We start from the raw sequence: 24,475 nt of genomic DNA, 5'->3' as shown, positions 1-24,475 counted from the left end.
GTTTAAGAGACTAACGTACTGATAAATGCTTCGAACTCGCGGAATTCTTCTTCCTTCATGACGCGGGGTATTTTGGTCTGCCCACCCATTTTCTTGGTTACTTTGCTCCATTGATAGAAATGGTCTACCGGTACGATCTCGACCTCTACGCTTTTCAGGGCCTTACTCCGTGCTACTTTATAATTTTTATTGTTTTCCGCTAATTCGCGGTCTAAAAATGAAGCGACGGCGGTGGCCTCGATAGCCTTGTTCGTTCCGAGATACCATTTGTTTACATAGCTTTCTCCGGTTCGGACAGCGGCTACGGTAAATTCCAGCACCTCCGTGTCGAACTGTTCGCCCAGCTTTTTCATGGCGGCGTTCATTTGATGTACCGAGAGCTGTTCGCCTACGACATTCAGGAAGTGCTTTGTTCTACCTGTAATGATAATTTCTGCCCTTTCGGTATCCGTGATCATCACCGTATCGCCTATCATGTACCGCCATGCTCCCGCCACTGTTGAAATCAACAGCACGTATTGTACGTTGGGCTGCGCATTTTCGAGCGTCAGTACCTCTGCGTCTTGTCGTACACATCCGTGCTCATCCATGTTTTCTTCCGTAAAAGGGACAAACTCAAAGAATACGCCGTTATCTACAATCAAAGCCATGGATTGCGTATCGGGCCGCTTCTGGGTAGCCAGATACCCTTCAGAAGCAAGATAGGTATCAATGTAGATAAGCGGCTTGGCTGTCAATGTCTCGAAACTCTTTTTATAAGGTTCAAATGCCACCCCACCTGATGTATACACCAGCAGGTTGGGCCAGATGTCATGTATGGTGTCGGCTCCGTTGTAACGAATGATCTCCTTGAGCAGCAACTCTGACCACGAAGGAATACCAGTCATGCTGCCAATATCCCACCGCGGGGCATACTTTGCAATCTTATGTACCCGATCTTCCCAGTTTGGCGTGGCCGCAATCCGTGCACCTGGTTTATAAAACTGTCTGAACCACAACGGTATATTTGCGGCACTGATACCACTGATTTCGCCTTCGAGAAATTCGCCATTAGGCGTCAATGACGTGCTGCTGCCCAGCATCATAATTTGCTTCTCAAAGAAATCGCCAGGAAGGTGAAAATTCTTTAGACTCATAATCTGTTGTATGCCGGAGCGTTTAATCGCCTCCAGCATATCGTCCGTTACAGGGATAGCTTTGCTATTGGTCGTCGTGCCACTGCTCAATGCAAAATAACGCTGCCCTCCGGGCCATGTTACATTCTGGTACCCTTCGCGTAGGTAATGCCACCATTCTGCGTATAACCTGTCATAGTCATAAATGGGTACGGCTTGCTGGAAGGCCTTGACCAGATCGGTGTCTGCAAGAATGGCTTCGAAACGATACTTTTTCCCGAATGCGGTATATTTCGCTTTTTCAAGCAAATCTCGCAGCACTTTCTGTTGCGCTTTTGCAGGCGACGGATGGCCACTGATATAACCGGTTACGTCTATTGCTCTTTTAATAATTTCACCAATGATAGCCATTGTATTTTCCTCTCTTGTGTTAGGAAACAGCTCAGCCGCCTTTTTGTTGGCTCGCATTTGGTTACCGCATATGGAGTTTTGGTTAGCAAAATGTATTGATGATCGGTCACTGGTATAATTTTTGGCTATTTTAGCCCTGTAAATAATTGCCACTGATGAAACACACATTACTTACGCTGCTTATCGCCTTTATCACGACACTTCACACCGCCGGTCAAACGCTGCCGCAAAAAATTGCCGCTGCTTTCCGTTCGTTTGAAGCCCATGAAAGTTTAGCGAATGGCGTAGCTTCGCTTACGGTCGTCAATGCCAATACAGGCCAAGTGATTTTTGCAAAAAACGAAAAGCTGGGCATGGCCCCTGCGTCTACACTTAAAACCGCTACGGCTGCCGCAGCATACCAAACGCTTGGTGCTACATATACATTCGAAACAACCTTATCGTATACCGGGCAAATCGATGCCTCCGGAACATTAAAAGGCAATATTATCATCCATGGTAGTGGCGACCCTTCACTGGGTAGTGACCGTTTCCCGCAGACCTCCGATACACTGTTGCTATCGGCATGGCTGCGGGCCATTAAGGCGGCAGGCATCCGCTCCATCGATGGCCAGATCATCGCGGATGATCGGTCATATAATGGCCAAACGGCCCCTGGTGGGTGGACGTGGCAGGATATGGGTAATTACTACGGTGCGGGAGTATCTGCACTCAATTGGCGTGAAAACGCAGTGGGTGTCAATTTCATTGCCGGTACCGCTACCGGGTCGCTCACCCGTATTGCTGGCACTACCGCAGATATTTCTTACCTGCAGCTCGTCAACGAAACCACCACCGGGGGCCGGGGGACAGGCGACCATGTATATGCGTTTTCGGCCCCATATGCTTCCCGGATATACCTTCGAGGCACCTATGGCATTGACTTAAAAAAGACAATTTATATTGCCCTGCCCGATGGTGCCTACGATGCGGCCTACCAGCTGCACCGCAAATTGGAGGAAGCAGGCATCCGCCAAACCAGCACGCCGACTACCGCCCACATTTTGTTATTAGGAGGGAACAACGTGCCCAGCGGCGGTTCTATCCTGCACACCCACCGGTCGCCCACATTGGGGGAACTGGTATATTGGTTCAATCAGAAAAGCATCAACCTCTACGGTGAAGCGTTATTGAAAGCAGTTGCCGCTCGAACGGACGGCAAAATCGATACACGAGATGCCGCCGAATCGCTGCAAAAATTCTGGGCCAATAAACTGGGCATCCCTGCGGGGGAACTTCGGATAAAGGATGGCAGCGGCTTATCTCCTGAAAACCGTGTGACAACGCATGCGTTGGCCCGCATTCTGACATCGGCTAAGCAAGAACCCTGGTTTGCAAGCTTTTTTGAAAGTCTTCCTGTGTATAATGGCATGAAAATGAAAAGCGGTACCATTGGCGGCGTATTGGGCTATGTGGGCTATCAAACATCCGGAGACGGCACCCCCTTGGTGTTCGCGCTCCTGGTCAATAACTACCAGGGTACGGCCACGCCAATGCGCCAACGGATGTTTAGGCTTCTGGATGCACTTAAATGAGCCGGATATTTTCGTTCTTTTTTCTTTTCATCCTTGTTCTTCCATAAAATATTACCTTTGCACAGGATTGCTGCTGCATAAACCAAAGTAAAATATGAGCAAAACAAATCGAAAGCAAGATGCCCTGGACTACCACGCAAAAGGAAGGCCGGGTAAAATCGCCGTTGTACCAACGAAACCTACGCAATCACAACGTGATCTATCATTAGCTTATTCTCCCGGCGTAGCGGAACCCTGTCTGCGAATAGCAGAAAATAAAGAAGACGCTTATAAATACACAGCAAAAGGCAATCTGGTAGCCGTCATCAGTAACGGCACTGCCGTATTGGGGTTGGGTGATATCGGCCCCGAGGCTGGAAAGCCGGTAATGGAGGGCAAAGGATTGCTCTTTAAGATATTCGCCGACATCGACGTGTTTGACATTGAGCTCGACACCAAAGATGTGGATGAATTTATACGCATCGTCAAATGCCTCGAACCCACTTTCGGCGGTATCAACCTGGAAGACATCAAAGCCCCTGAATGCTTCGAAATAGAGCGCCGGCTTAAAGCGGAGATGAATATCCCCGTCATGCACGACGACCAACATGGCACCGCGATTATTTCAGGCGCAGCGCTTATCAACGCATGTGCCTTGCAGAAAAAGAAACTCGAAAAAATAAAAATTGTAGTCAACGGTGCTGGTGCAGCTGCTATTTCGTGTACACGCATGTACGTGGCGCTGGGTGCCCGCAAGGAAAATATCGTAATGCTCGACAGTAAGGGCTGTATCCGCCAAGATCGCCCAAACCTGGATGTCACGAAAGCTGAGTTTGCCACCTCACAAAGCATTGATACGCTGGAAGAAGCCCTGAAAGGCGCCGATGTATTCATCGGCCTGTCGGTTGCTGACGTAGTGACGCCGGAAATGCTCAAAAGCATGGCTAAAAATCCCATCGTATTTGCCATGGCAAATCCTGACCCTGAAATCGCCTATCCCCTTGCCATAGAGACACGCAAGGATGTCATCATGGCCACGGGCCGTTCCGACTATCCGAATCAGGTAAATAATGTCCTTGGATTTCCCTATATTTTCCGGGGCGCATTGGATGTACGGGCAACGACCATCAACGAGGAAATGAAAGTCGCAGCGGTAAAGGCTATCGCCGAATTGGCTAAAAAACCGGTTCCGGAGGCAGTAAACCAAGCATACAATACGCAAAATCTGAAGTTCGGGCCGGAGTACATCATTCCCAAGCCCACCGATCCCCGATTGATTACCGAGGTGGCGCCGGCCGTCGCAAAGGCGGCCATCGACTCCGGCGTGGCACGGAATCCAATAGCCGACTGGGACAAATATGTCGAAGAATTACGCCAACGCTTAGGCCAGGATGATCGCATCATGCGCAACCTCAGTGAAGCCGCTAAGCGCAACCCCAAGCGAGTGGTGTTTGCGGAGGCCGACAACTATAAGACGCTCCGCGCTGCCCAGATTGTAAAAGATGAGGGGATTGCGATTCCCATCTTGTTGGGCAACAGGCAGAAAATCCAGCAGCTAATCAATGAAAACCTCTTGGAACTGGGCGATGTGGTCATTATCGACCCATTGGAGGAGAAAGGTAACCCACGATTCCTTAAATATGTGGATTTTCTATACACGAAACGTCAGCGTAGGGGCATCTCTTACCTCGATGCGCAGAAGCTCATGCTGGATCGGAATTATTTTGGCGCCAGCATGGTACAATTCGGAGAGGCTGACACCCTCATATCCGGACTTACTAAAAACTATGCGAATACGATAAGACCTGCGTTACACGTCATTGGCACGCAGCCGGATAGCAAGATTGCGGGAATGTATATGATGCTCACACCCAAGGGCCCTGTATTCTTCGGGGATACCACCATCAATGCGAACCCTTCGGCGGAAGAACTGGTAGACATCACGCTGCTCCTTCATGACGCCGTCAAAAAGATGAATATATCGCCACGCATCGCCCTGCTCTCCTATTCCAACTTCGGTTCGAATGATGGAGATGTGCCAATCAAGGTAAGGGAAGCGGTACGCATCCTCCATGAACGGCATCCGGACATCTTGGTTGATGGCGAAATGCAGGCCAACTTTGCGATGAACAGCGACCTGCTTGCTTCCAATTTCCCGTTCAGTAATTTGAAGGGAAGCCCAGCTAATACCTTGGTATTTCCGAACCTGGAATCCGGCAACATCGCGTATAAGTTACTGCAGGAAATTGGCAATGCGGAGGCTGTGGGCCCCATTTTGCTGGGCATGAACAAGCCCGTGCATGTATTACAATTGGATAGCTCTGTACGCGAAATTGTCAATATGGTGACCATCGCGGTGGTTGATGTGCAGTCTCGCGAACCCGTCACTCTGAAAAAGAAATAGCATGCAATCATGTACGAATACCTAAACGGGAAATTAGCTTACAAAGCGCCTACGCACGTGATACTCGATGTAGGCGGAATCGGGTATCACGTGCACATATCCCTACATACGTACGCGCAAATCAAAGATAGCGAACAGTGCAAATTGTATATCAGTTTTCAGGTACGCGAAGATGCACACACCCTTTTTGGATTTGCCGAAGAGGGTGAACGGCGGCTGTTTGAGCATCTTATCTCGGTGTCAGGTATAGGCCCCAATACGGGTCGGATGATTCTTTCGTCCATTACTCCGGAAGAGATTCAGGCGGCCATCATCCAAGGCAACGTGCCATTGATTCAACGTATTAAGGGAATTGGACCAAAAACGGCCCAACGTATGGTGCTGGAACTGCAGGACAAACTTAAAAAGCAGGGGCCGGACGCGCTGATAGCAACGTATAAACAACAGAGCATACCCGAAGAAGCGCTCAGCGCGTTAGTCATGCTCGGATTTGTACGTGCGCAAGCTGAAAAGGTATTGGCAAACATCTTGCGGGGAGCCCCCGGCCTGACGGTAGAAGCACTTATCAAAGAAGCGCTTAAAAAACTATAAGGAATTTTACATAAATTGGCTGCCGAAAAAACATCATCTTAGCTATTTAAAGGAACCTTAGTTGAAAAGAACGATACGGCCTCGCTTGTCTTTGACACTCTTGCTGTTTTTGTGTATCGGGGTATCTGCCGCCGCGCAGACGCCTATTGCCCCATCTAAGCAGGATAGTGCCAAACTCCGGTATCCGTTCAGAGACCTTCCATTCCTCAATCTGTATCAAAGAAAGGCTGGGATTGACCTTGGCCTGCCGTCCAATATCGACCGGGAGATAGTATTCGATCCGGTAACCCGCCAATACATTATCCGCGAGAAGCTCGGCAGCCGGCTTTACCGGCCTCCCCAATACCTTACCATAGATGAATACCAACAGTATGAGAGCCAACTACTGAAACGCAATTACTGGCGTGAGCTCTCCGACAAACAACTGACCGACTATCGGCAAGACCGGCTTATCCCTACCATCTATGTAGAAAGTGAGGCCTTTGAAAAGATTTTCGGCGGAAATACCATTGACATTATTCCACGTGGCAGTGCCGACATCAGCATCATGGCGCAGCATAATAAAAATGCAAATCCAATGTTCAACGAGCGGCAACGCCGGCAATGGGGATTTGATTTTGACCAACGTATCCAAATGAACTTGACGGGTCAAATTGGCGACCGCCTGAAACTGACCACAAATTACAATACGGAAGCGCAATTTGATTTCGAAAATCAGATTCGTCTCGACTACACGGGAAAGGACGATGACATCATCAAACGGATTGAATTGGGGAATGTAAGCATGCCACTCAACACGACCCTCATCAGTGGCACACAGGCCTTATTCGGCCTTAAAACGCAACTGCAGTTCGGGCGGTTGAATGTGACGGGTATTTTCTCCCAACAACGGTCGCAACAACGGGAAATAACCATTAAAAACGGTGCACAGGAAAGTGAGTTCGCCCTAAAAGCAGATGAGTATGAGGATAACCAACATTATTTCTTAGCACATTATTTCAGAGACAACTTTAACCGGGCTATGGCGCTAGCCCCCATTCTTACCACAGATGTAAACATCACACAAATCGAAGTCTGGATAAGCAACCGCAGCAATTCGGTGGATGATTCACGGGATGTACTGGCGCTGATGGATTTGGGCGAGTATCAGCCTTATAACACCATGCTCATAAGCCCGGGGAATACCCGCTATCCATCCACCGGTATCCCGGGCGAACCTGTGCAATTTTATTCCAACACATTGCTACAGGCACTACCTGACGACGCACGCTATACGCAATCAAACGGGGCGCAGCAGTTTTTCCAGGGCAGCGGCGCAAACGACAACTATGCCAAGATGACTTATGCGCGTAAGCTACGCGAAGGCACGGAATATACGGTAAACCGGCGACTGGGTTTCATCTCCCTTAACATGCCGCTAAACAACGACCAAATACTGGCAGTCGCATACCGCTATACAGCAGGCGGCCGTGAATACCAAGTAGGGGAATTTTCAACGGATGTACCGGTAACTCCGTCACAACCGCGGATGCTTGTGGCAAAGCTGTTGAAAAACGAAATCCTCAAAACCAACCTGCCCATATGGGATCTGATGATGAAAAACATTTATTCTATCGGAGCCTATGGCGTAGGCCAAACAAATTTTAGATTCAATATTTTCCGCATCGAAGACGAAAGCGGCGTGGAGCGCCCCGCCATGTATGAAGGGCAAAACACCCAGAATAAGCTATGGATACAGCTCACCGGACTGGATAGGCTTAATCCACAGAACGCGCAACAACCCGATGGCTTTTTTGACTTTCTCCCGGGCATTACCATCGATCCCGAGCGGGGCCGCGTCATGTTTCCCTTGGTAGAACCGTTTGGTAGCGACCTGGCGAACCAATTTGTGCCTGGTGCCGAACAGGCGCTGATAGACAAGTATACTTTTCAGGCACTATACGACTCTACCAAAGTGCTTGCCCAACAGTATTTCCCCAACCAAAACCGATACCTCATCAAGGGCTCATATGAGTCAGAGGTCGGCACGGAATTCCAACTTGGCGCAATCAATGTGCCGCGCGGATCTGTGCAGGTATTTGCTGGTCCGGCACCGCTTCAGGAAGGGGTAGACTTCATGGTCGACTATGACATCGGCCGTGTTCGTATCCTCAACCAAGCCTTGTTGCAATCCGGCCAGCCCATCCGCATCAAAATGGAAAACAATCAGCTGTTTGGACTACAGCAACGTACCATGGTTGGTGGCCGGCTAGATTATTTGGTGAACGACAAGTTGCAATTGGGCGGGACCATCATGAACCTGACCGAACGGCCCCTTACCCAAAAGGTCAACATCGGCGAGGAACCTATCTCCAATACGATGTGGGGATTCGACGTCACGTACAATTCACCTTCGCGCTGGCTCACCAGAATGGTCGATAAAATCCCATTTTTGGATACGAAAGAACCTTCATCGGTCTCGTTCTACGGCGAATTTGCCCAGTTGCTACCCGGACATCCACGGGCGTTGAATTTTGCAGGTACACAGCGCGGTATCACCTATATCGATGACTTTGAAAACAGCCGCTCGTTTATTGACCTTAAAGGGGCGTATAACTGGCAACTTTCCGGTACCCCACAGCTTTTTCCCGAATCGCAATTGATGGATGATTTGCAATACGGCTTTAACCGCGCACGACTGGCCTTTTATAATATTGATCCGATCTTTTACCGTAATATCAACCTCACACCCAGCAACATTAATAGCGCGGAGCTGTCACAGCATCGTGTACGCGAAGTACTCGAACAGGAAGTATTCCCTTACCGTGAGTCAACTACCGGTCTGCCACTGTTTCTTTCTACACTGGATCTGGCCTTCTATCCCACCATACGGGGTCCCTATAACTATACGACCACGGGCGTCAACCCAGACGGTACGCTGACCAACCCACGGGGTCGCTGGGGCGGAATGTTCCGTAAGATTGATGCCCCTGACTTCGAGGCCCAGAATATTGAGTTCATTGAACTATGGATGATGGATCCCTTTCTCACCAACCCCGGGTCAAGGGGTGGAGAATTATATTTCAATCTCGGTAACATCTCAGAGGATATCTTGAAAGACGGCCGGAAGGCAATGGAAAACGGCATGTCGCCATCCGGGGACCTTTCACAGATTGACGAAACGAATTGGGGAAGAGTACCCCGTAATCAGCCCGTCATCCAGGCCTTCGACAATGACCCCGCCGCCCGCGCCCGCCAGGACATCGGACTGGATGGCCTCAATGACGTCGACGAACGCAGTTTTCATGGCGACTTCCTATCCCGGATGCAGGGGTTACTCAATCCCGGTGCTTTGCAGGAGCTTGCCAATGACCCGTCGGGCGACAACTTCCAGTACTTCCGGGGACCCGAGCTTGACAATCAAAACGCCGGCATCCTGAAACGGTACGAGCGCTTCAATGGCCCCGAAGGAAACTCCCGGACCCCTGAGCAGTCTGTCGGCGTCGAAACGTCTGCCTCTACCCTGCTCCCTGACGGCGAAGATATCAACCGCGACAATAACATGAACGAGGCGGAAGAGTACTATCAGTACCGGATATCGCTTCGGCCGCAGGACATGCAGGTCGGGCAAAACTATATTGCGGATATGCATACCGCCGATGTCAAATTGCCAAACGGACGTACTGAGCAGGTAAGATGGTACCAATTCCGTATCCCGATTGCCCAATACCAGGAACGCGTAGGCAACATCCGTGATTTCAAATCCATCCGGTTTATCCGCATGTTTATGACCGATTTTGCTGACACCGCAGTGGTACGGCTCGCACAGATGCAACTGGTACGGGGCGAGTGGCGCCGGTACAATGCAGAGAACAATAACGCCAAGGTCATCGCGGACCCGAGCATGGGCAACGTATCCCTGGATAATTCTACGGTTGAGGTTGCCGCCTTCAACATCGAACAAAACGGTAACCGACAACCCATTCCCTATGTAGTACCTCCGGGAATCCAACGTCAGCTCGACTGGGGTAACCTCAACAACAACGTGCAGCTCAATGAACAATCGCTCTCCCTGGACGTGAAGAATCTGCGCGACGGCTACGGCCGTGCCGCTTACCGCACCGCAACTAATGATTTCCGAGCCTACGGCCGCCTGGAGATGTTTATCCACGCCGAAGGACAATACCTGCATGACGGCGATTTCCGCGCCTTCATACGGATAGGTACGGATGATCAGTATAACTACTACCAATACGACATCCCGCTGAAAATTACACCGCCTGGCACCAATGATCCTGAACTCATATGGCCCCAGGAAAATCGGATGAATATCCGCATCGGCATCTTCCAAGAGGCCAAGCAAGCCCGAAACCGGGCGACACGTAATGGCCAACCTTGGCCTATCGACGTTCCTTTTACCTTCTTTGACGGTGAAAATCGTGTGACGATCGTCGGGCAACCCGATATCAGTAAAGTACGCTTCTACATGCTTGGCGTAATGAACCCATTGCGCGGCACCGAGGTCAGTACACCCAATGATGATGGGCTCGATAAATCGGGAATCTTCTGGTTTAACGAACTGCGACTTACTGATTTTGACAATAAAGGAGGCTGGGCGGCTACGGCCAGGATGAATGCGCAATTGGCCGATTTTGCCAATGTAACGGTGTCCGGAAGTAAGAGCACGATCGGTTTCGGCTCCATTGAACAACGTGTCGGCGAACGCAGCCGTAGTGACGATATGTACTTCGATCTGGTTACGAATGCCGAACTGGGTAAGTTTTTCCCCGCTGATTATGGTTTGCGCATACCGCTCTTTTTCAGCTATACCCGCCAAGTGGGCACACCGGAATATAACCCGCTCATGCCGGATATCGAACTCAACAGTGCTTTGGCCAATCTTTCGCGAAACCAACGCGATTCGCTGCTTCGGGTAACCCAGGATTTTACCATCCGCAGAAGCTTTAACCTCACCAACGTACGTAAAGTACGTACGAACATCGATAAGCCCATACGCCCATGGGACATCGAAAACTTCAGCGCCACGTATGCGTATTCGCAACACTACCACCGCGATTACCTCACGGAAGTAGCGCTTCAAAAGAATTATCGTGCTGTCGTGGATTACACATTCAATAGCAGTGATGACCTGACGTTTGAACCGTTTAGAAAGTTCATCAAAAACAGGCACTTAGGTATCCTCAGCGATTTCAATTTTAACCTCATGCCTTCGTTACTCAATTTCCGTATCGACGTCAATCGCATATACAACGAAAATACTTTACGGGCAAACAACTCGGCAGACAATTTCCTGCCCGCCATGGGGACATTGTACAATAAAAATTTCACGATGAACCGCATCTATGGTATCAGTTGGAATCTTTCCAAATCATTGAAGCTCGACTTCAATGCCACCAACTATGCGATTGTCGATGAGCCGGATGGACGCATAAATGGATTAAAACGTGATACACTCTGGGAAAATTTCTGGCGGTTAGGCCGTACAACGGATTATAGCCACATGATGAACATCACCTATACGTTGCCTATCCATAAACTACCGGGACTGGACTGGGTGAATGTGGACGCACGCTATGGGACACAATTCAACTGGCAGACGGAGCCACTTTTATCAATACGTAGCCAGGATATCAGCATGGGTAATAGCATCCAAAATTCGCGTAATATCCAAGTAAATCCCACACTCAATATGGCTGGTTTGTACAACAAATTTGGCTTTATACGAAACAACACGGGACTAGACGCCAGCGGTACCGCCGCATTTTTCACTGGCCTGCTTACCAGCATCAAAAACGTCAACGCTGCTTATACACGGGTACAAAATACCTTTTTGCCGGGCTATTTACCGCAGACCAACATCTTGGGCTATGACTTTGATCATAATGCTCCTGGCTGGGGGTTCCTGTTCGGAAGCCAACGTGATATCCGTCAGCGCGCAGCAGTAAACGGCTGGATTACGACAGATACATTGCAGACACAGCTTTATATGACATCGCTAACGGAGGATATCTCCGTACGGGCCATACTCGAACCGCTTCGCGATTTGAATATCGAGCTGACGGCGGTAAAACTCAATAACCGGAACTACACGACATCGTTTCAATATTCGACGCAGGACGATGCGTTCCAAAGCCTGACCCCGGTCACGACCGGCAACTATAGCATCTCATACCTGACCATTGGTACCGCCTTCAAAAACCATGATGCACTTTTCCGTGAGTTTGAGCGCAACCGTCAGACCGTATCCCAACGGCTCGGCCAGTTGAACCCCAACTCTTCGGGGCAAAATGCCGGTTTTTCGGACGGCTATGGCCGTACGGCACAAGACGTCGTAGTAAACGCTTTCCTTGCGGCCTACCGGGGCAAGGATGCCAGGCGTGTCAGACTGGGTAATTTTCCGGAGATACCGATTCCAAACTGGAACGTCACGTACAATGGATTAGGCAAACTGCCGCTATTCAGCGAGGTGCTTACCTCACTCACCCTCCGGCATGGTTATAACACCCGGTATTCCATTAACGGTTATAATTCGCTCATACGGTACAACGAGGCTAATGGCTTCCCTTCCGAGCGGGATGTTAATAACAATTTCCTGCCGGAATTTCAGTTCCAACAGGTTTCCATCTTCGAACAGTTTGTGCCGTTGCTGGGTTTTGACGCACGATTCAAAAATAACCTGACGGCCAATGCGGAATACCGTAGAGCTCGCACATTGAATCTCAGCCTACAAAACAGCCAACTGGCGATGCTGAGCGACCAATCATTTATATTGGGCGCAGGTTACCGGGCTACCGGTTTTCAAATGCCGTTCGGATGGTTTAGCAACTTCAAAATGAATAACGACCTGAATTTCCGCTTAGATGTGGCTATTAACGACCTAAAAACCTTAATTTACCGGTCAGATATCAACGAATCAGAAGTGTCTGCCGGCAACAGAAGTATTTCCTGCCGGCCTTCGGTGGATTATGTAATCAACCAGCGGTTCAATATCCGGATTTTCTTTGACAGTAACGCCGTTCGGCCCTATACTTCACAGACCTTCGCCACGTCATATACCAATTTCGGTTTTAACTTAAGGTTGATGCTCCAGTAGGCGGTAGCACCCGGAAGATTATTTTATTAATGAAACCCGGTATAAATCACGGCGGCGATCCGTGAGGTTCTGGACAGTGCCGTACCGATTCAGTTCTTTAAGTAAATTCAAATCCACATCCACTACCAATACCATTTCGGCGTTCGGTGTCGCCTCGGCTTTCACCGCATTGGTGGGGAAAGCGAAATCCGAAGGGGTAAAAACAGCCGATTGGGCATATTGGATATCCATGTTATTCACTTTGGGGAGGTTGCCTACCGATCCGGCGATGGCCACATAACACTCGTTCTCAATGGCCCGCGCTTGCGCACAATTGCGCACCCGGGTATAACCGTTCTGGGTATCGGTAAGAAACGGTACAAACATGATCTGCAACCCCTGGTCAGCCAAAATGCGGCCCAGCTCCGGAAATTCCACATCATAGCAAATCAATATGCCTACCTTTCCGCAGTCGGTATCGAACACACGCACTTGATCTCCCCCATACATGCCATAGTACCTGGTTTCATTGGGCGTGATGTGTACCTTCCGGTATTCGTCTGTCCGGCCATTCCGCTGGCACAGGTAGGAGACATTGTACAACCTGTTTTCCTCGCCCAGAAACGGCATGGAGCCCGCAATGATGTTTACATTGTACGAAACGGCCAGCCGCTGGATTTGCTGTTTGGTATCTTCCGTAAGCTTAGCCAGTTCGCGCATCGCCTCCGTAGTTGGCAAGTGGTTGTAAGGCTCCATTAAGGGTGTATTGAAAAACTCAGGGAACAAGGCAAAATCTGCGCCATAGCCGCTTACCACATCAACGAAAAACTCGACCTGCTCGTAAAACGCCTCGACATTCTGGAACGTCCGCATCTGCCACTGCACCAACCCCAGACGGATGGTCTGCTTCGTCTGGGATGCCGCTCTGGTCTGCGGCTCGTAATAAATATTATTCCATTCCAGCAAGGTAGCATATTCCAGCGATTCGGTATCACCGGGCAGGTAGTTTTTTAAAATCTTCTTGACGTGGAAATCATTGGCCAATTGGAACGTCAATGCCGGATCATAAATTTCCTTCAGCTTCACTTTCTCGATGTATTGCCTTGGTGTTAGTTCACCGGCGTGTTCGTGGTATTTGGGCAACCGGCCGCCCACCAGGATGCCCTTGAGGTTCCAATGTTCGCAAAGTTCCTTGCGGGCATCATAAAGCCGCCGGCCGAGCCGCAAGTCCCTGAACTCCGGATGGACGAATATTTCAATACCATAAAGCAGATCACCCTCGGGATCGTGCGTGGAAAAGGTGCCCCCGGCAATAATCTCGCGGTAAGGATCAGTAATATCGGTTTTCTGGCTATCGATAATGATCGCCAAAGCGCACGCTACAACACGGCCATCTACGGCGACACAAAGCTGGCCCTCAGGAAATAACGTAATGAGATCCTTGATGTGATTGCGTGTCCACAGCCCACCTACACCACCATACGCCTGTGTCATGGAGTCGATGAGGCCGCGATAATCCTTGAGCGATAATTTCCTGATTTGGATGTTCATCTGTCAATCTCCTTATTTGCCGGTCAGTCGCCGTCACGATATTCGCCGGTGAGTGCATACCAACCAAATATACATAATCCTCCCGTAATGATGGGCATCAGGATAAAGGTATAGATAACGGCCGGCACCAAATCTTCGCCCTTGCCACTGGTAAATTGAGGAATAGCTTGGCTAACGATTAGGTAATAGCCTGCTGCCAGCCCCAATACAATCCAAACAATGCCCAATATTCGCTTTATCGTATTCATGTTAAATTTGCGCTATTACTACGTATTACTGCACATCCTGGTTTTTGTTTTTGATATACAATAACCCGATGATGAAGCTGACACTCGCAATGATAATGGGATACCAAAGCCCCTCTAAGTATGGCTTGTCATAGGGTAAAGCACCGGATGCCTGCTGCGCCATATTTGCGGCTTGCGCCTTGGTAACCAAGTAGGTGGCAACCGCAGGCAAAAGCCCCCCGAAAATTCCATTCCCGATATGGTAGGGCAATGACATGGAGGTATAACGAATATGCACCGGAAACATCTCCACCAAAAAAGCTGCAATGGGTCCGTAAACCATGGTGACGTACAAGACCTGAATAAATACCAGCAGCGCGAGGAAGAAAAAAGCGCGTTGCCCTACCTTTACGGTTTGGGTGACGGCGTCTCCCTGACTGACTACCGTGGCGGTACTGCCGTCGTTATACACCTTAACCAACGTCTGACCAACCGTGCGCCGCTGCTCCATCAGCTCCTGTTTTGCTTCTACATCCGTTAACCGGTACATCCGGTCATAAATCGGCCGGTAAGTCAGCACAGCTAACAGCATACCGGCCAGCATGATGGGTTTCCGGCCGATTTTATCGGATAGCCACCCAAAAAAGACGAAAAAACCGGTTCCTGCCAGTAAAGCACACCCGATGATAAAATTAGTTTGGTCGAAATCGACCTTACATACGCTTTGGAGGAAAGATAACGCATAAAACTGGCCCGTATACCAGATGACCCCCTGCCCCATCGTAGCACCGAAAAGTGCCAACAGCACAAACTTGAAGTTGTATTTCTTGCCGAAAGATTCCCGAAGTGGGTTGGTGGATGTTTTTCCTTCATTTTTTGCCTTTTTGAACAGTGGCGACTCATCCATATTCCGACGAATAAAGTAAGATACCACGACCATGACCGAGGAAATCAAGAAAGGTACGCGCCACCCCCAATCGTCAAATGCCTCAGCCGACATACTGCTTTTTGTCAGCATAATCACCGCGAGCGAAATAAACAGGCCGAAGGTAGCGGTAGTCTGAATCCACGAAGTACGGAATCCCCGCTTATGCGGCTCGGAATGTTCGGCGACATACGTGGCCGCACCGCCATATTCGCCTCCCAGGGCCAAGCCTTGCAACAAGCGCAGCACCAATACGATAATCGGCGCCGCAAAACCGATGGTCTCATAACCGGGCACCAAGCCGATTGCGCATGTGGCCAGGCCCATGAGCAGCAAGGTAACCATGAACGTGTACTTACGGCCGATGATATCACCCAGGCGACCGAAAAACAATGCTCCGAACGGACGCACCACGAACCCTGCCGCAAAGGTGGCCAATGTAGAAAGGAAGGCTGCGGTAGGATTGTCCGGAGGGAAAAACTTGGTGGAAATGACAATGGCAAGGCTGCCAAAGATGTAAAAGTCGTACCATTCAATCAATGTACCTAAAGAAGATGCACCAATCACTTTCCATAGTGTTTTCTTATTGGTTGTTACGGCAGGCGACGCTGAAGCATTGACCATAATCTTGGTTTAAAACGAATATTGGCTTACAGAATGTATACCCGATCAAAGGAGCATATTATATAATGGGAGCTAATGTAAAAATTTTCTGAAACAAAAGTGCGCATCCAAAGCGGTATAACGCACTTTTTTCAATTATACACCTGTGCGGGCTGGCACCCCGTGCCCTCAGGCAACAAGTGCGGCACTATCCCCATCAAGGAACAGTATGGCATTTGGATGTCTTCGCAACGCTGTCGAAGGATAAGCGGATGCGACTTCTGCGGTAAGGGTATGATAAACGGCTTGGGCTTTGGTAGGTCCGGGCACGATACAAAAGATATTGGCGGCCGCCATTAACGCCGGCACTGTTAAGGTCAAGGCATGAGTGGGTACATCTTCGATATCCGAAAAACAGCCGTCGTGAACTTGTTGGTTACGGCAAGCCAGGTCCAAATCAACCACCTTGACACGCATTGGGTCTTCAAAATCGGCCACATGTGGGTCGTTGAAAGCGATGTGGCAGTTTTCTCCAATGCCCATACAGACGATATCAATGGGATACTGAGTCAGCAAATCGGCGTACCGTTGGCATTCGGCCAGCGGATCAATGGTATCTCCATTCAGGTAATTGACCGCTCGGAAAGGCAATTTAGCAAACAACCGTTGTTCCAAGAAAAAGCCAAACCGCTGTGGGGCATTTGCAGGGAGACCGAGATACTCATCCATATGAAACGCGTTCACACGATTCCAGTTAATACCGCTGCTGTCTACCAAGTTTTCCAGAAATTCATTTTGGGAGGGCGCCGCTGCGAAGACAATGTTCACAGTATCCTGATTCGCTTGTAACCGCTTGACGGTTTCCGCAACGGCGTTGGCTGCAACCTTGCCCATCTCCTGTCGGTCGTTGCTGCGAACAACCGACAATTCGTCGATTCTATTATTCATCGTTCAACAGAAATAATTCCTACCATAATACGTCTCGTGCTTATAGACGATATCGCCGTTGACCAAGGTCAATCGGATTTCGATATCGTCATTAAACAAGACCACATCAGCGTCTTTTCCGTTGGCCAATACGCCTACGTGGTGATCGACGCCGAGTATCCGGGCCGGTGTGGCTGTGATCATCCGCACCGCTTCAACCAATGGAATACCCGCGCCGGCAACCATGGTCCGTACTAAGCGGTCTGCGGTCGCGATACTACCGGCAAACGCGGTACGATCCGGCAATTTGGCCACGCCGTCTTCCACGAGCACGGCCATACCGTCCGCGATATTACCCAGCACGCTGGGGCCCTCCGGCATTGCGGCGGCACGCATTGCATCCGTAATCAAAGCCGTGCGATCCGCTCCTTTTATCTTATAAACCAACTGAAGCAATTCCGGGGGCAGGTGTTTTCCGTCTGCGATGATCTCCACATCCATATCGTCCAAGAGGTAGGCACTTTCAATCACCCCGCCATAGCGATAGGCGTTTCGCCGGGTAACACCAGACATGGCGGAATACAAGTGAGTCACCAGCGTATAGCCATTATCAAAGGCTTTCAAGACATCCGCATACAAAGCATCGGTATGCGCGATGGACGGTAGGATATTCCGCTCTCGTAGCATGCGGCCAAATGCTATTGCCCCCGCGCGTTCGGGTGCGATGCTCCAGCGCTTAATGGACGACGAACTCGCCAAGATTTCCATGTACTCAGCTGGGTCGGGGTCGCGGATATAGCGTGGGTCCTGCGCACCACGCTGTTTCATGGCAAAATATGGCCCTTCGATATGCACACCCAAAAATCGCGAGCCCTGGATAGCGCGGGCTGCGGCTTGCTCATACAAAGCCAGCGATTGGATGATTTGTTCTTTCGTACTGGTCAGGATGGTGGGCAGGAGCGCCGTAGTGCCATAGCGTACATGTGTTTTGGCCGCCGTCAGAAAGGCATCTATGGAGCCATCCATGAAATCGGCACCACCACCGCCATGTACATGCATGTCGATGAATCCCGGTGCGACATAACTCCCCTTCGCATCAATTATCTCCGAGTTTGGCGCGTCGATATTGCCATCGGACACCTCCACAATCTTTCCCTCGCTCAACAGCAGCTGCCCATCCACTATCACACGGTTCGGGGTAATAATCCGGCCATTTATAATTTTTTTATATGCTTTGCCCATCTAAAAGGTTTTTCTACGCTCTAATTTACGCCAACTCCTTAGTTTATGCCCCCATATGGCATAATAGATCAAGTACAGATAACATGGCAGCAACACCCCGTACGCTTCACGTAAACCGGCACTATCCGCAAAATACCCATATACCATTGGCAAGACAGCATTGCCGCACAGGCCCATGATTAGCAGCGATGCGCCCACCTTGGTGAACCTACCCAAACCATCTAGTGCCAACGGCCATATCCCGGCCCACGTCAGCGAGTTGGGAATGCCAAGCAGCACCACAAACCAAATGGATATATCGGTATGATAACCGAATAAGGTGACATCTCCCTTGACGAACACGACCAACAATGACAACACGGCACCGAGGCCCGTCACCAGTCGTAACATATTCGTCTGGCTAATCCAACGCGGAATGACTAAGACACCCAAAAAATACCCTACGATAGCCATGCCGAGTGTATAAGACGGAAAGGCCTTCGCTTCCATGAGCGATATCCCCATCGACCCCGCGTAGTTGATGATGGTATCGATAGAAATCACCTGAGCGCCCACGTGGATGAAAATGGCCAAAGCGCCCAGCACCAAGTGCGGAAATTGTAGCACGCTGTTTTTGCTGCTGTTTGCCACGGCCACTTCCCCATGCTCTTCCTCGGCATCAATTTCCGGCAGCGGGGAGTAGCGAACACCTATGCCGATAACCAGCAGCAAGGTACCCACTACCGAATAGGGTACGACTACCCGGCGGATCAGCTCGTCAAGCGCTGCTCCACGCGCTTCTTCATGCATGAATGCCAGACTATCAAACAACGCTTGATCGGTAGGCCGAAGAACTGCCGCCGCAAAAAATAGGGGTGCTAAGATGCCTGCAACCTTATTGCAGATTCCCATGATACTGATGCGCTGGGCCGCACGTTCCTTGGGACCAAGGATGGTCACATAGGGATTGGCAGCCGTCTGTAAAATAGCAAGTCCAATACCAATGGTGAACAAGCCCAGAAGGAATAGACCATATGTCCGCATCATCGCCGCCGGTACGAAAATAAATGCCCCCAAGCTCAGCGCAAAAAAACCAACCATCATCCCCCGTTTGAACCCCAACTTTTTAAGCAGGTACGACGAGGGTACCGCCATAACGAAATAGGCAATGTAAAATGCGAAGGCCACTAAGTACGATTGGAAATGCGTAAGCTCGCAAGCGATCTTAAAATACGGGATAAGGATTGCATTGATCCAAGAAAGAAAGCCGAAGATGAAAAACATTCCGGCGATGATCGTAATCGACACAACCGTTTCTTGGCGTGATAAGGTATTGACGTTTACTGACTCCTCTTTTTTCATAACACGACCATTCAAGCCCCAAATTCAATTTGTCCAAAATCTTCTATCCGGTGAAAATTGGGTGTTTCAAACCGAATCGGATTCCATGACAGGTAATGTACTGTCGGTAATCCGTCACCGCATTTATAAAAATTCCCTATCGCTTTTACTCGCTTAAATGATGATATATTGTGATAACAGAACAATGCTGCAGGAATGGCCAACACAATCTGCCACGCAAACCGCTTCTTGTTGCCAACACTCGCCACATCCATCGTTGTCGCCGAGGCGATTAAATTGACAGTGTGCTCAGGTAGTAACTTCCTTGCGGGCCCCATCACGCCATAAGCGGCTTTGCACCAACCCAAGCAATTGAATTCCAAGTTGTAATACAGGATACCGTCAAACGAAACGAAGAATTCGACACAACTGTCTTGATGAACAGCTCCATTTGTAGTGGCTCTTGCCGTCACGTGCGCTTCCACAATGTCATACTTCAAAAAAATCGCATTGCCATTGTGAGCTATTGTGACATTTGCTTCCACGTCGTGGACAAATTGCGGCCAAGGATTTACATCAATGGGCGTTTTTTGCACGGTCTCCAGCAACGGCATGACCTCCCGTGGTGATGGCACGCCGGCTACCGGAATAAACGGAACAATCAATCTTTTCATGCCGATACACACTTGTTATTATTCGGCATCTTTTAACTTGGCCAATCGGTGATAAAGCACGTGAACCTGCTCAACCCGCCACCGATTTTGTTCGGCGATCTCAGCTGGATAAAGAAAACCCGACATCAACCCTTCGAACCGCTGGTTAAGTACATCGGCATCAGCTAATATAGCATGAATTGCCGTAAGCAATTCCGGGGTTTGCGCCGGATCGAAATCCGCTGCATTGTATTTTGCTTCAATAGCTTTATAAGCCAGGTAATGCATGCGCAGATCGACCATCAGCTTGAAGTGTTCAAACTCTCGCTGGTTTCGCTTGGGGCTACAGGTATTTACCCCTTGCTGTACCTTTGTATAATTTTGAATAAGCATTTCAATGGTGCTGCCATCGGCAGGTTTGCCATCCGTGATCAGCACGGGCGGTGCCGCGAAAAATGACCAAAGCGCGTCGGCCTCCGTTGCCGTCAGTCCAAAACGGTCTTTGCCATACGTGTATACAAATGCCTGCGCGTCCAGCGGTTCAGAAGATGCCAATGCTTGAGCATAACTGGCAATCAAGATCCGGAATCCGGCCAAAGGATAGGTATTCCGTACCTGTATCATGTCGATCACATCATATCCTACATCCCATATGAAACCATAGACGCCGGTTGTAGACCACGAGGTCATGACCATTCCGCGATAACCCGCCTCTCGCGAATACGGAATAAAATCACGTTGATTATTGAAGTGAGTCATCCAATCGGTGACGTACCAGTTATCCGGATGGCAGCGGATGGATGGAGCTCCCCAAAACGTGAACCCTTGTTGTTGAAGTGCTGCAACGTCGCCAAAATGGTTAGTTTTCCACCCATAATTCCAATCGACAAATATGACTTCATCAGGTAACTCTGCCACCGCTTCGGGGTACTTCAATATGATATCTGCCCACATGATAGGTGTCTTTCCCAAATCAACCACCAATTGTGCTATCATTTTCATGTGATCGACAAAAAGTTTGGATTTGCCTGCTTCAGCAACCTTTCGGGCGCATTTTTCACAATGCCCCAACAGGTAGGTTTCGTCCCCTCCGATATGGATATAATCTGAATGATGGGTGTCAGCCAGATCGGCGAACAATTCTTTGAAAAGCGCTTTGCTGGCATCTGTCTCCATGGGACAGAGCTGAGAGATATCTTTACGGTCTTCTTTCAGCAGGCTATACCGTGGATGACGCAGAATATATTCAACATGCCCAAGCGTTTGTTGGAGCGGGATAACACTGATTCCCAATGAATCGCAGTAAGCGATAAAGTCGTTTACCTCCTCGCGGCTATACGCATACTGGTTGGCGATTATCGCGTGCTTTTTAAAGGGATAGGTTCCCTCCCATTCCATTACCAAGGTGTTGATGCCGAAATCAGCAAGTTCTTTTGCAAAAGATTTGAGCGCTTGGGGCGTCATGACCTGAATGCGCAAATCGAGGTGAAAGCCCTTAATCTCGAAATCATCCGAAACTTCTTTCGGAGTGGCCTGACTGGACGACGCACCGGTGAGTACCAGAAATACCAACAAAAATTTAATCAGGTGAAAATTACACATAATACCTTTTCTTACTTGTTCTTTTGCACGAAATTAGTTCAATTCGCTATAAAGTCGACGCGTTCAATGATCAGCTCCTGCTCGTTCAAATCAGCTGGCGATTGCCCCCTGAATAGCCACAAATTGATCTTCAATCGTTCTTCACTGTCAGGCGGAATATTTGCGCCCGTGTACGTCCACTGGTGAATCAAGTTGTCTGTTGTTGGTGTTAAACCATGTCCGCGTAAGCTGACAAAATCGATCCGATCAGGCTGCCAATCAAAAGCATGTGTTGAATAGGATCCGGTTAGATTCAGATCAAACCGCACTTTATTGCCGGGCAGATGCGAGGGCTGCACGGCAAACTGGGCGTCTTCGTTATCTGGCGCTGACCAACGGGAAAACTCAATATCAATTTCCTCTTCATCGTTCATATACGTAAACAATCCTGCCACTACGTTCTGATCCAGTTCATCGACCCGGCTCGACACATAGAAAACATACTTACCGTAGCTCAGGGAACGGCGCAATGAGACGCCTGAACAATACCAGTTGCCACCCTTTTGGATGATTTTCAGGTGCAAGCGACCGTCATTGTCCACCCATACGTTTTCTTCCGAATCCGAAAAATAATTTGGCCCGGGGCCTTCTTGGTTTTGGCCCGATGTGCGTACGACCCAATCGAATCCAGAAAACTGAACGATACGGGTGGTGTACGTAGGAGCATCTTCTGGTAGCGCCTTGTCGCCGCATGAACACAAAACGACCATGACAATACTTAACGTTTTAAATACTTTAAAAAATGGTCCCATACAGTCGAGTTATTGTATATTAATGGATACCCGGATATCTTCTATCTCTGCACCTGTCCTATCCCTCGCAGATAAGACCATGGTATCCTCTCCGCTGCTCTCACCATCGTGAATATAAAGCAGGCTCAATGACTGGAGATCCGCCTGCGTAAACTCTCCACCCTGCCCAATAATATCGGCGCCTCTTATGAGCCAACCTTTTAAGGGTGCAGTTTCCACAGTATAGATGATATCGCCAGCATCGGCACCGGCTATCTCCAAGAGGTCCGTATTGATGACTACCGAGCCACCGTTCGAAACCGTGGCCTGTTCATTTGTCTCTACAACCAACTCATTTTGATTTGTTGCCAATGTTGCGATGATCATGGGTGGCGCCAGCGTGGCATGTTCTTTTGAGGCCAAATCATCAGTTTTGTTGCCAGCAGGAGCGGCACCACTCTCCACCGTAAAGGAAACCCTTCCACTCGGTGACTCATTTTTGTAGAAATCTGTAATATCAAAATTGAAGGCATCCACTTTAGACGTAGTAACGTATGAAATACGATCTCCAGCGCGACCGGGAGCATTGTTGAATGTGATAGTTGATTCCGTCCAATTGTTGTTTGCTGCTTTGTAAAGATCCAATGTATAGCCATCTCCGGTGGTGAAACTGACCGCCAGTCTGAGTTGCATATCCACGACGATACCCGGTTTTTCAAAATCCTCAAGGTCAAACATTAGATATGCAACCCTGTCGTAGGCCGAATTGCCTGTTGGACTAGCATATTTCGGCCTAAGAAGTGGATTCGCCCCATAGTTCGTATTCCCATATAATTCACCAGGGCTATCACCAGCTACAAACGAATCATGCAACGGATAGATCGTATCCCGATCCAAGGTGGTCTCCGTACTGTTATCAATCGCTGGAGCGGAGAAATAGACGATGAAATCGACAGCATGCATCACCCCATTGGTTGGCTCCAAGTTGGATGTACGGATCTCCCATTGCCTTGAGGTCCCTTGATTAATCAAGCCTACATAATTGTTATTGCGTGAGAGGTACATTAGCTGTCCATTTTCGGTCTCATAGGGAAGGGGACGATCACGGACGATGTCCGGATCAGTAAAGATAATGCGTTCCCTGACGACGTGGTACCGCAGCATATTGCGCAATATGGGTAAGGGTATATCGTCAATAGAGCCGTAACCGCTATTTTGCAAGTATGTGCTGAAGGCGTTGTTGTTGGGCACAATAAAGGTCCTTTCCTCATCTTGATACAGGTTTTGAAGTCCTGTACGTATAATTGCAGTCCTTAACTGTTCGAAATCACTGCTGGTCTGAATAAATTCCCATGCAGTTACACCCAATTTTCCATCGACCCCGGAGGGCTTATATGTGAAGTCCTCCTGGACTTCACAGCCACTTGCCAATGCCAATAAGGCAATGCAAACAACCAAAAATTGCCTAATGAATTTATTATTTTGCATCATCATACGTTTAAAGCTCAA

At 49.2% G+C, this 24,475-nt stretch carries 15 protein-coding genes; 4 read left to right on the top strand and 11 right to left on the bottom strand.

What is annotated here, in order from left to right; translation table 11 throughout:
* Positions 1–2: 2 nt before the first annotated feature.
* Entirely contained in the window at positions 3–1,583 is a 1,581-nt protein-coding gene (locus tag B5X72_RS14185; protein WP_245826942.1) for a GH3 family acyl-acid amido synthetase, read from the bottom strand.
* Between the two features lie 98 nt (positions 1,584–1,681).
* Here B5X72_RS14185 and dacB point away from each other — a divergent pair, with 98 nt between their 5' ends.
* The 4 genes from dacB to sov all read left to right on the top strand — a co-directional run bounded on the left by dacB (position 1,682) and on the right by sov (position 13,167).
* Positions 1,682–3,100, top strand: coding sequence for a D-alanyl-D-alanine carboxypeptidase/D-alanyl-D-alanine endopeptidase (gene dacB, locus B5X72_RS14180; protein ID WP_079717573.1), 1,419 nt, complete (start codon positions 1,682–1,684; stop codon positions 3,098–3,100).
* 94 nt (positions 3,101–3,194) lie between these two features.
* Positions 3,195–5,483 (top strand): NADP-dependent malic enzyme, encoded by a 2,289-nt coding sequence (locus B5X72_RS14175; RefSeq protein WP_079717572.1) that lies wholly within the window; start codon positions 3,195–3,197, stop codon positions 5,481–5,483.
* 9 nt (positions 5,484–5,492) lie between these two features.
* Complete coding sequence (gene ruvA, locus B5X72_RS14170; RefSeq protein ID WP_079717571.1) at positions 5,493–6,074, top strand: Holliday junction branch migration protein RuvA; 582 nt, start codon at positions 5,493–5,495, stop codon at positions 6,072–6,074.
* A gap of 61 nt (positions 6,075–6,135) precedes the next feature.
* On the top strand, positions 6,136–13,167 hold the full coding sequence (gene sov, locus B5X72_RS14165) for a T9SS outer membrane translocon Sov/SprA (RefSeq protein ID WP_245826941.1): 7,032 nt from the start codon (positions 6,136–6,138) through the stop codon (positions 13,165–13,167).
* A gap of 18 nt (positions 13,168–13,185) precedes the next feature.
* Here the strand turns inward: sov and B5X72_RS14160 are convergent, their stop codons facing one another.
* The 10 genes from B5X72_RS14160 to B5X72_RS14115 all read right to left on the bottom strand — a co-directional run bounded on the left by B5X72_RS14160 (position 13,186) and on the right by B5X72_RS14115 (position 24,460).
* Entirely contained in the window at positions 13,186–14,697 is a 1,512-nt protein-coding gene (locus B5X72_RS14160) for a carbon-nitrogen hydrolase family protein (RefSeq protein ID WP_079717570.1), read from the bottom strand.
* 23 nt (positions 14,698–14,720) lie between these two features.
* Positions 14,721–14,945, bottom strand: a complete 225-nt coding sequence (locus B5X72_RS14155; protein ID WP_079717569.1) for a DUF6814 family protein — start codon at positions 14,943–14,945, stop codon at positions 14,721–14,723.
* A 25-nt stretch (positions 14,946–14,970) separates the two neighbouring features.
* Positions 14,971–16,473: an MFS transporter gene (locus tag B5X72_RS14150; protein ID WP_079717568.1), complete on the bottom strand. Its 1,503-nt coding sequence runs from the start codon at positions 16,471–16,473 to the stop codon at positions 14,971–14,973.
* Positions 16,474–16,641: 168 nt separating this feature from the next.
* On the bottom strand, positions 16,642–17,400 hold the full coding sequence (locus B5X72_RS14145) for a glucosamine-6-phosphate deaminase (RefSeq protein WP_079717567.1): 759 nt from the start codon (positions 17,398–17,400) through the stop codon (positions 16,642–16,644).
* 3 nt (positions 17,401–17,403) lie between these two features.
* Complete coding sequence (nagA, locus tag B5X72_RS14140; RefSeq protein ID WP_079717566.1) at positions 17,404–18,621, bottom strand: N-acetylglucosamine-6-phosphate deacetylase; 1,218 nt, start codon at positions 18,619–18,621, stop codon at positions 17,404–17,406.
* A complete protein-coding gene (locus B5X72_RS14135; protein ID WP_079717565.1) occupies positions 18,622–19,962 on the bottom strand; it encodes a sugar MFS transporter in 1,341 nt (446 codons plus the stop codon).
* Positions 19,963–19,973: 11 nt separating this feature from the next.
* Positions 19,974–20,615 carry a carbohydrate-binding family 9-like protein gene (locus B5X72_RS14130; protein ID WP_079717564.1) on the bottom strand — a complete coding sequence of 214 codons (642 nt, stop codon included), beginning with the start codon at positions 20,613–20,615 and terminating at the stop codon, positions 19,974–19,976.
* Positions 20,616–20,633: 18 nt separating this feature from the next.
* On the bottom strand, positions 20,634–22,196 hold the full coding sequence (locus B5X72_RS14125) for a DUF4838 domain-containing protein (protein ID WP_079717563.1): 1,563 nt from the start codon (positions 22,194–22,196) through the stop codon (positions 20,634–20,636).
* Positions 22,197–22,234: 38 nt separating this feature from the next.
* Positions 22,235–22,987, bottom strand: coding sequence for a glycoside hydrolase family 16 protein (locus B5X72_RS14120; protein ID WP_079717562.1), 753 nt, complete (start codon positions 22,985–22,987; stop codon positions 22,235–22,237).
* Between the two features lie 9 nt (positions 22,988–22,996).
* Positions 22,997–24,460: a CBM96 family carbohydrate-binding protein gene (locus B5X72_RS14115; protein ID WP_079717561.1), complete on the bottom strand. Its 1,464-nt coding sequence runs from the start codon at positions 24,458–24,460 to the stop codon at positions 22,997–22,999.
* Positions 24,461–24,475 lie beyond the last annotated feature (15 nt).

The sequence above is a fragment of the Parapedobacter luteus genome (assembly GCF_900168055.1).
Classification (GTDB): Bacteria; Bacteroidota; Bacteroidia; order Sphingobacteriales; family Sphingobacteriaceae; genus Parapedobacter; species Parapedobacter luteus.
The sequence above is the reverse complement of the archived record's forward strand: the minus strand, read 5'-3'. Positions and strand labels throughout refer to the sequence as shown.

Excerpts from the sequence above, each read along its gene's own strand:
- dacB (WP_079717573.1), top strand. The coding sequence starts at position 1,682 with ATGAAACACACATTACTTACGCTGCTTATCGCCTTTATCACGACACTT.
- B5X72_RS14155 (WP_079717569.1), bottom strand. The coding sequence starts at position 14,945 with ATGAATACGATAAAGCGAATATTGGGCATTGTTTGGATTGTATTGGGG.
- B5X72_RS14175 (WP_079717572.1), top strand. The coding sequence starts at position 3,195 with ATGAGCAAAACAAATCGAAAGCAAGATGCCCTGGACTACCACGCAAAA.
- B5X72_RS14130 (WP_079717564.1), bottom strand. The coding sequence starts at position 20,615 with ATGAAAAGATTGATTGTTCCGTTTATTCCGGTAGCCGGCGTGCCATCA.
- B5X72_RS14120 (WP_079717562.1), bottom strand. The coding sequence starts at position 22,987 with ATGGGACCATTTTTTAAAGTATTTAAAACGTTAAGTATTGTCATGGTC.
- ruvA (WP_079717571.1), top strand. The coding sequence starts at position 5,493 with ATGTACGAATACCTAAACGGGAAATTAGCTTACAAAGCGCCTACGCAC.
- B5X72_RS14160 (WP_079717570.1), bottom strand. The coding sequence starts at position 14,697 with ATGAACATCCAAATCAGGAAATTATCGCTCAAGGATTATCGCGGCCTC.
- B5X72_RS14125 (WP_079717563.1), bottom strand. The coding sequence starts at position 22,196 with ATGTGTAATTTTCACCTGATTAAATTTTTGTTGGTATTTCTGGTACTC.
- B5X72_RS14185 (WP_245826942.1), bottom strand. The coding sequence starts at position 1,583 with ATGCGAGCCAACAAAAAGGCGGCTGAGCTGTTTCCTAACACAAGAGAG.
- B5X72_RS14135 (WP_079717565.1), bottom strand. The coding sequence starts at position 19,962 with ATGAAAAAAGAGGAGTCAGTAAACGTCAATACCTTATCACGCCAAGAA.
- nagA (WP_079717566.1), bottom strand. The coding sequence starts at position 18,621 with ATGGGCAAAGCATATAAAAAAATTATAAATGGCCGGATTATTACCCCG.
- B5X72_RS14150 (WP_079717568.1), bottom strand. The coding sequence starts at position 16,473 with ATGGTCAATGCTTCAGCGTCGCCTGCCGTAACAACCAATAAGAAAACA.
- B5X72_RS14145 (WP_079717567.1), bottom strand. The coding sequence starts at position 17,400 with ATGAATAATAGAATCGACGAATTGTCGGTTGTTCGCAGCAACGACCGA.
- B5X72_RS14115 (WP_079717561.1), bottom strand. The coding sequence starts at position 24,460 with ATGATGATGCAAAATAATAAATTCATTAGGCAATTTTTGGTTGTTTGC.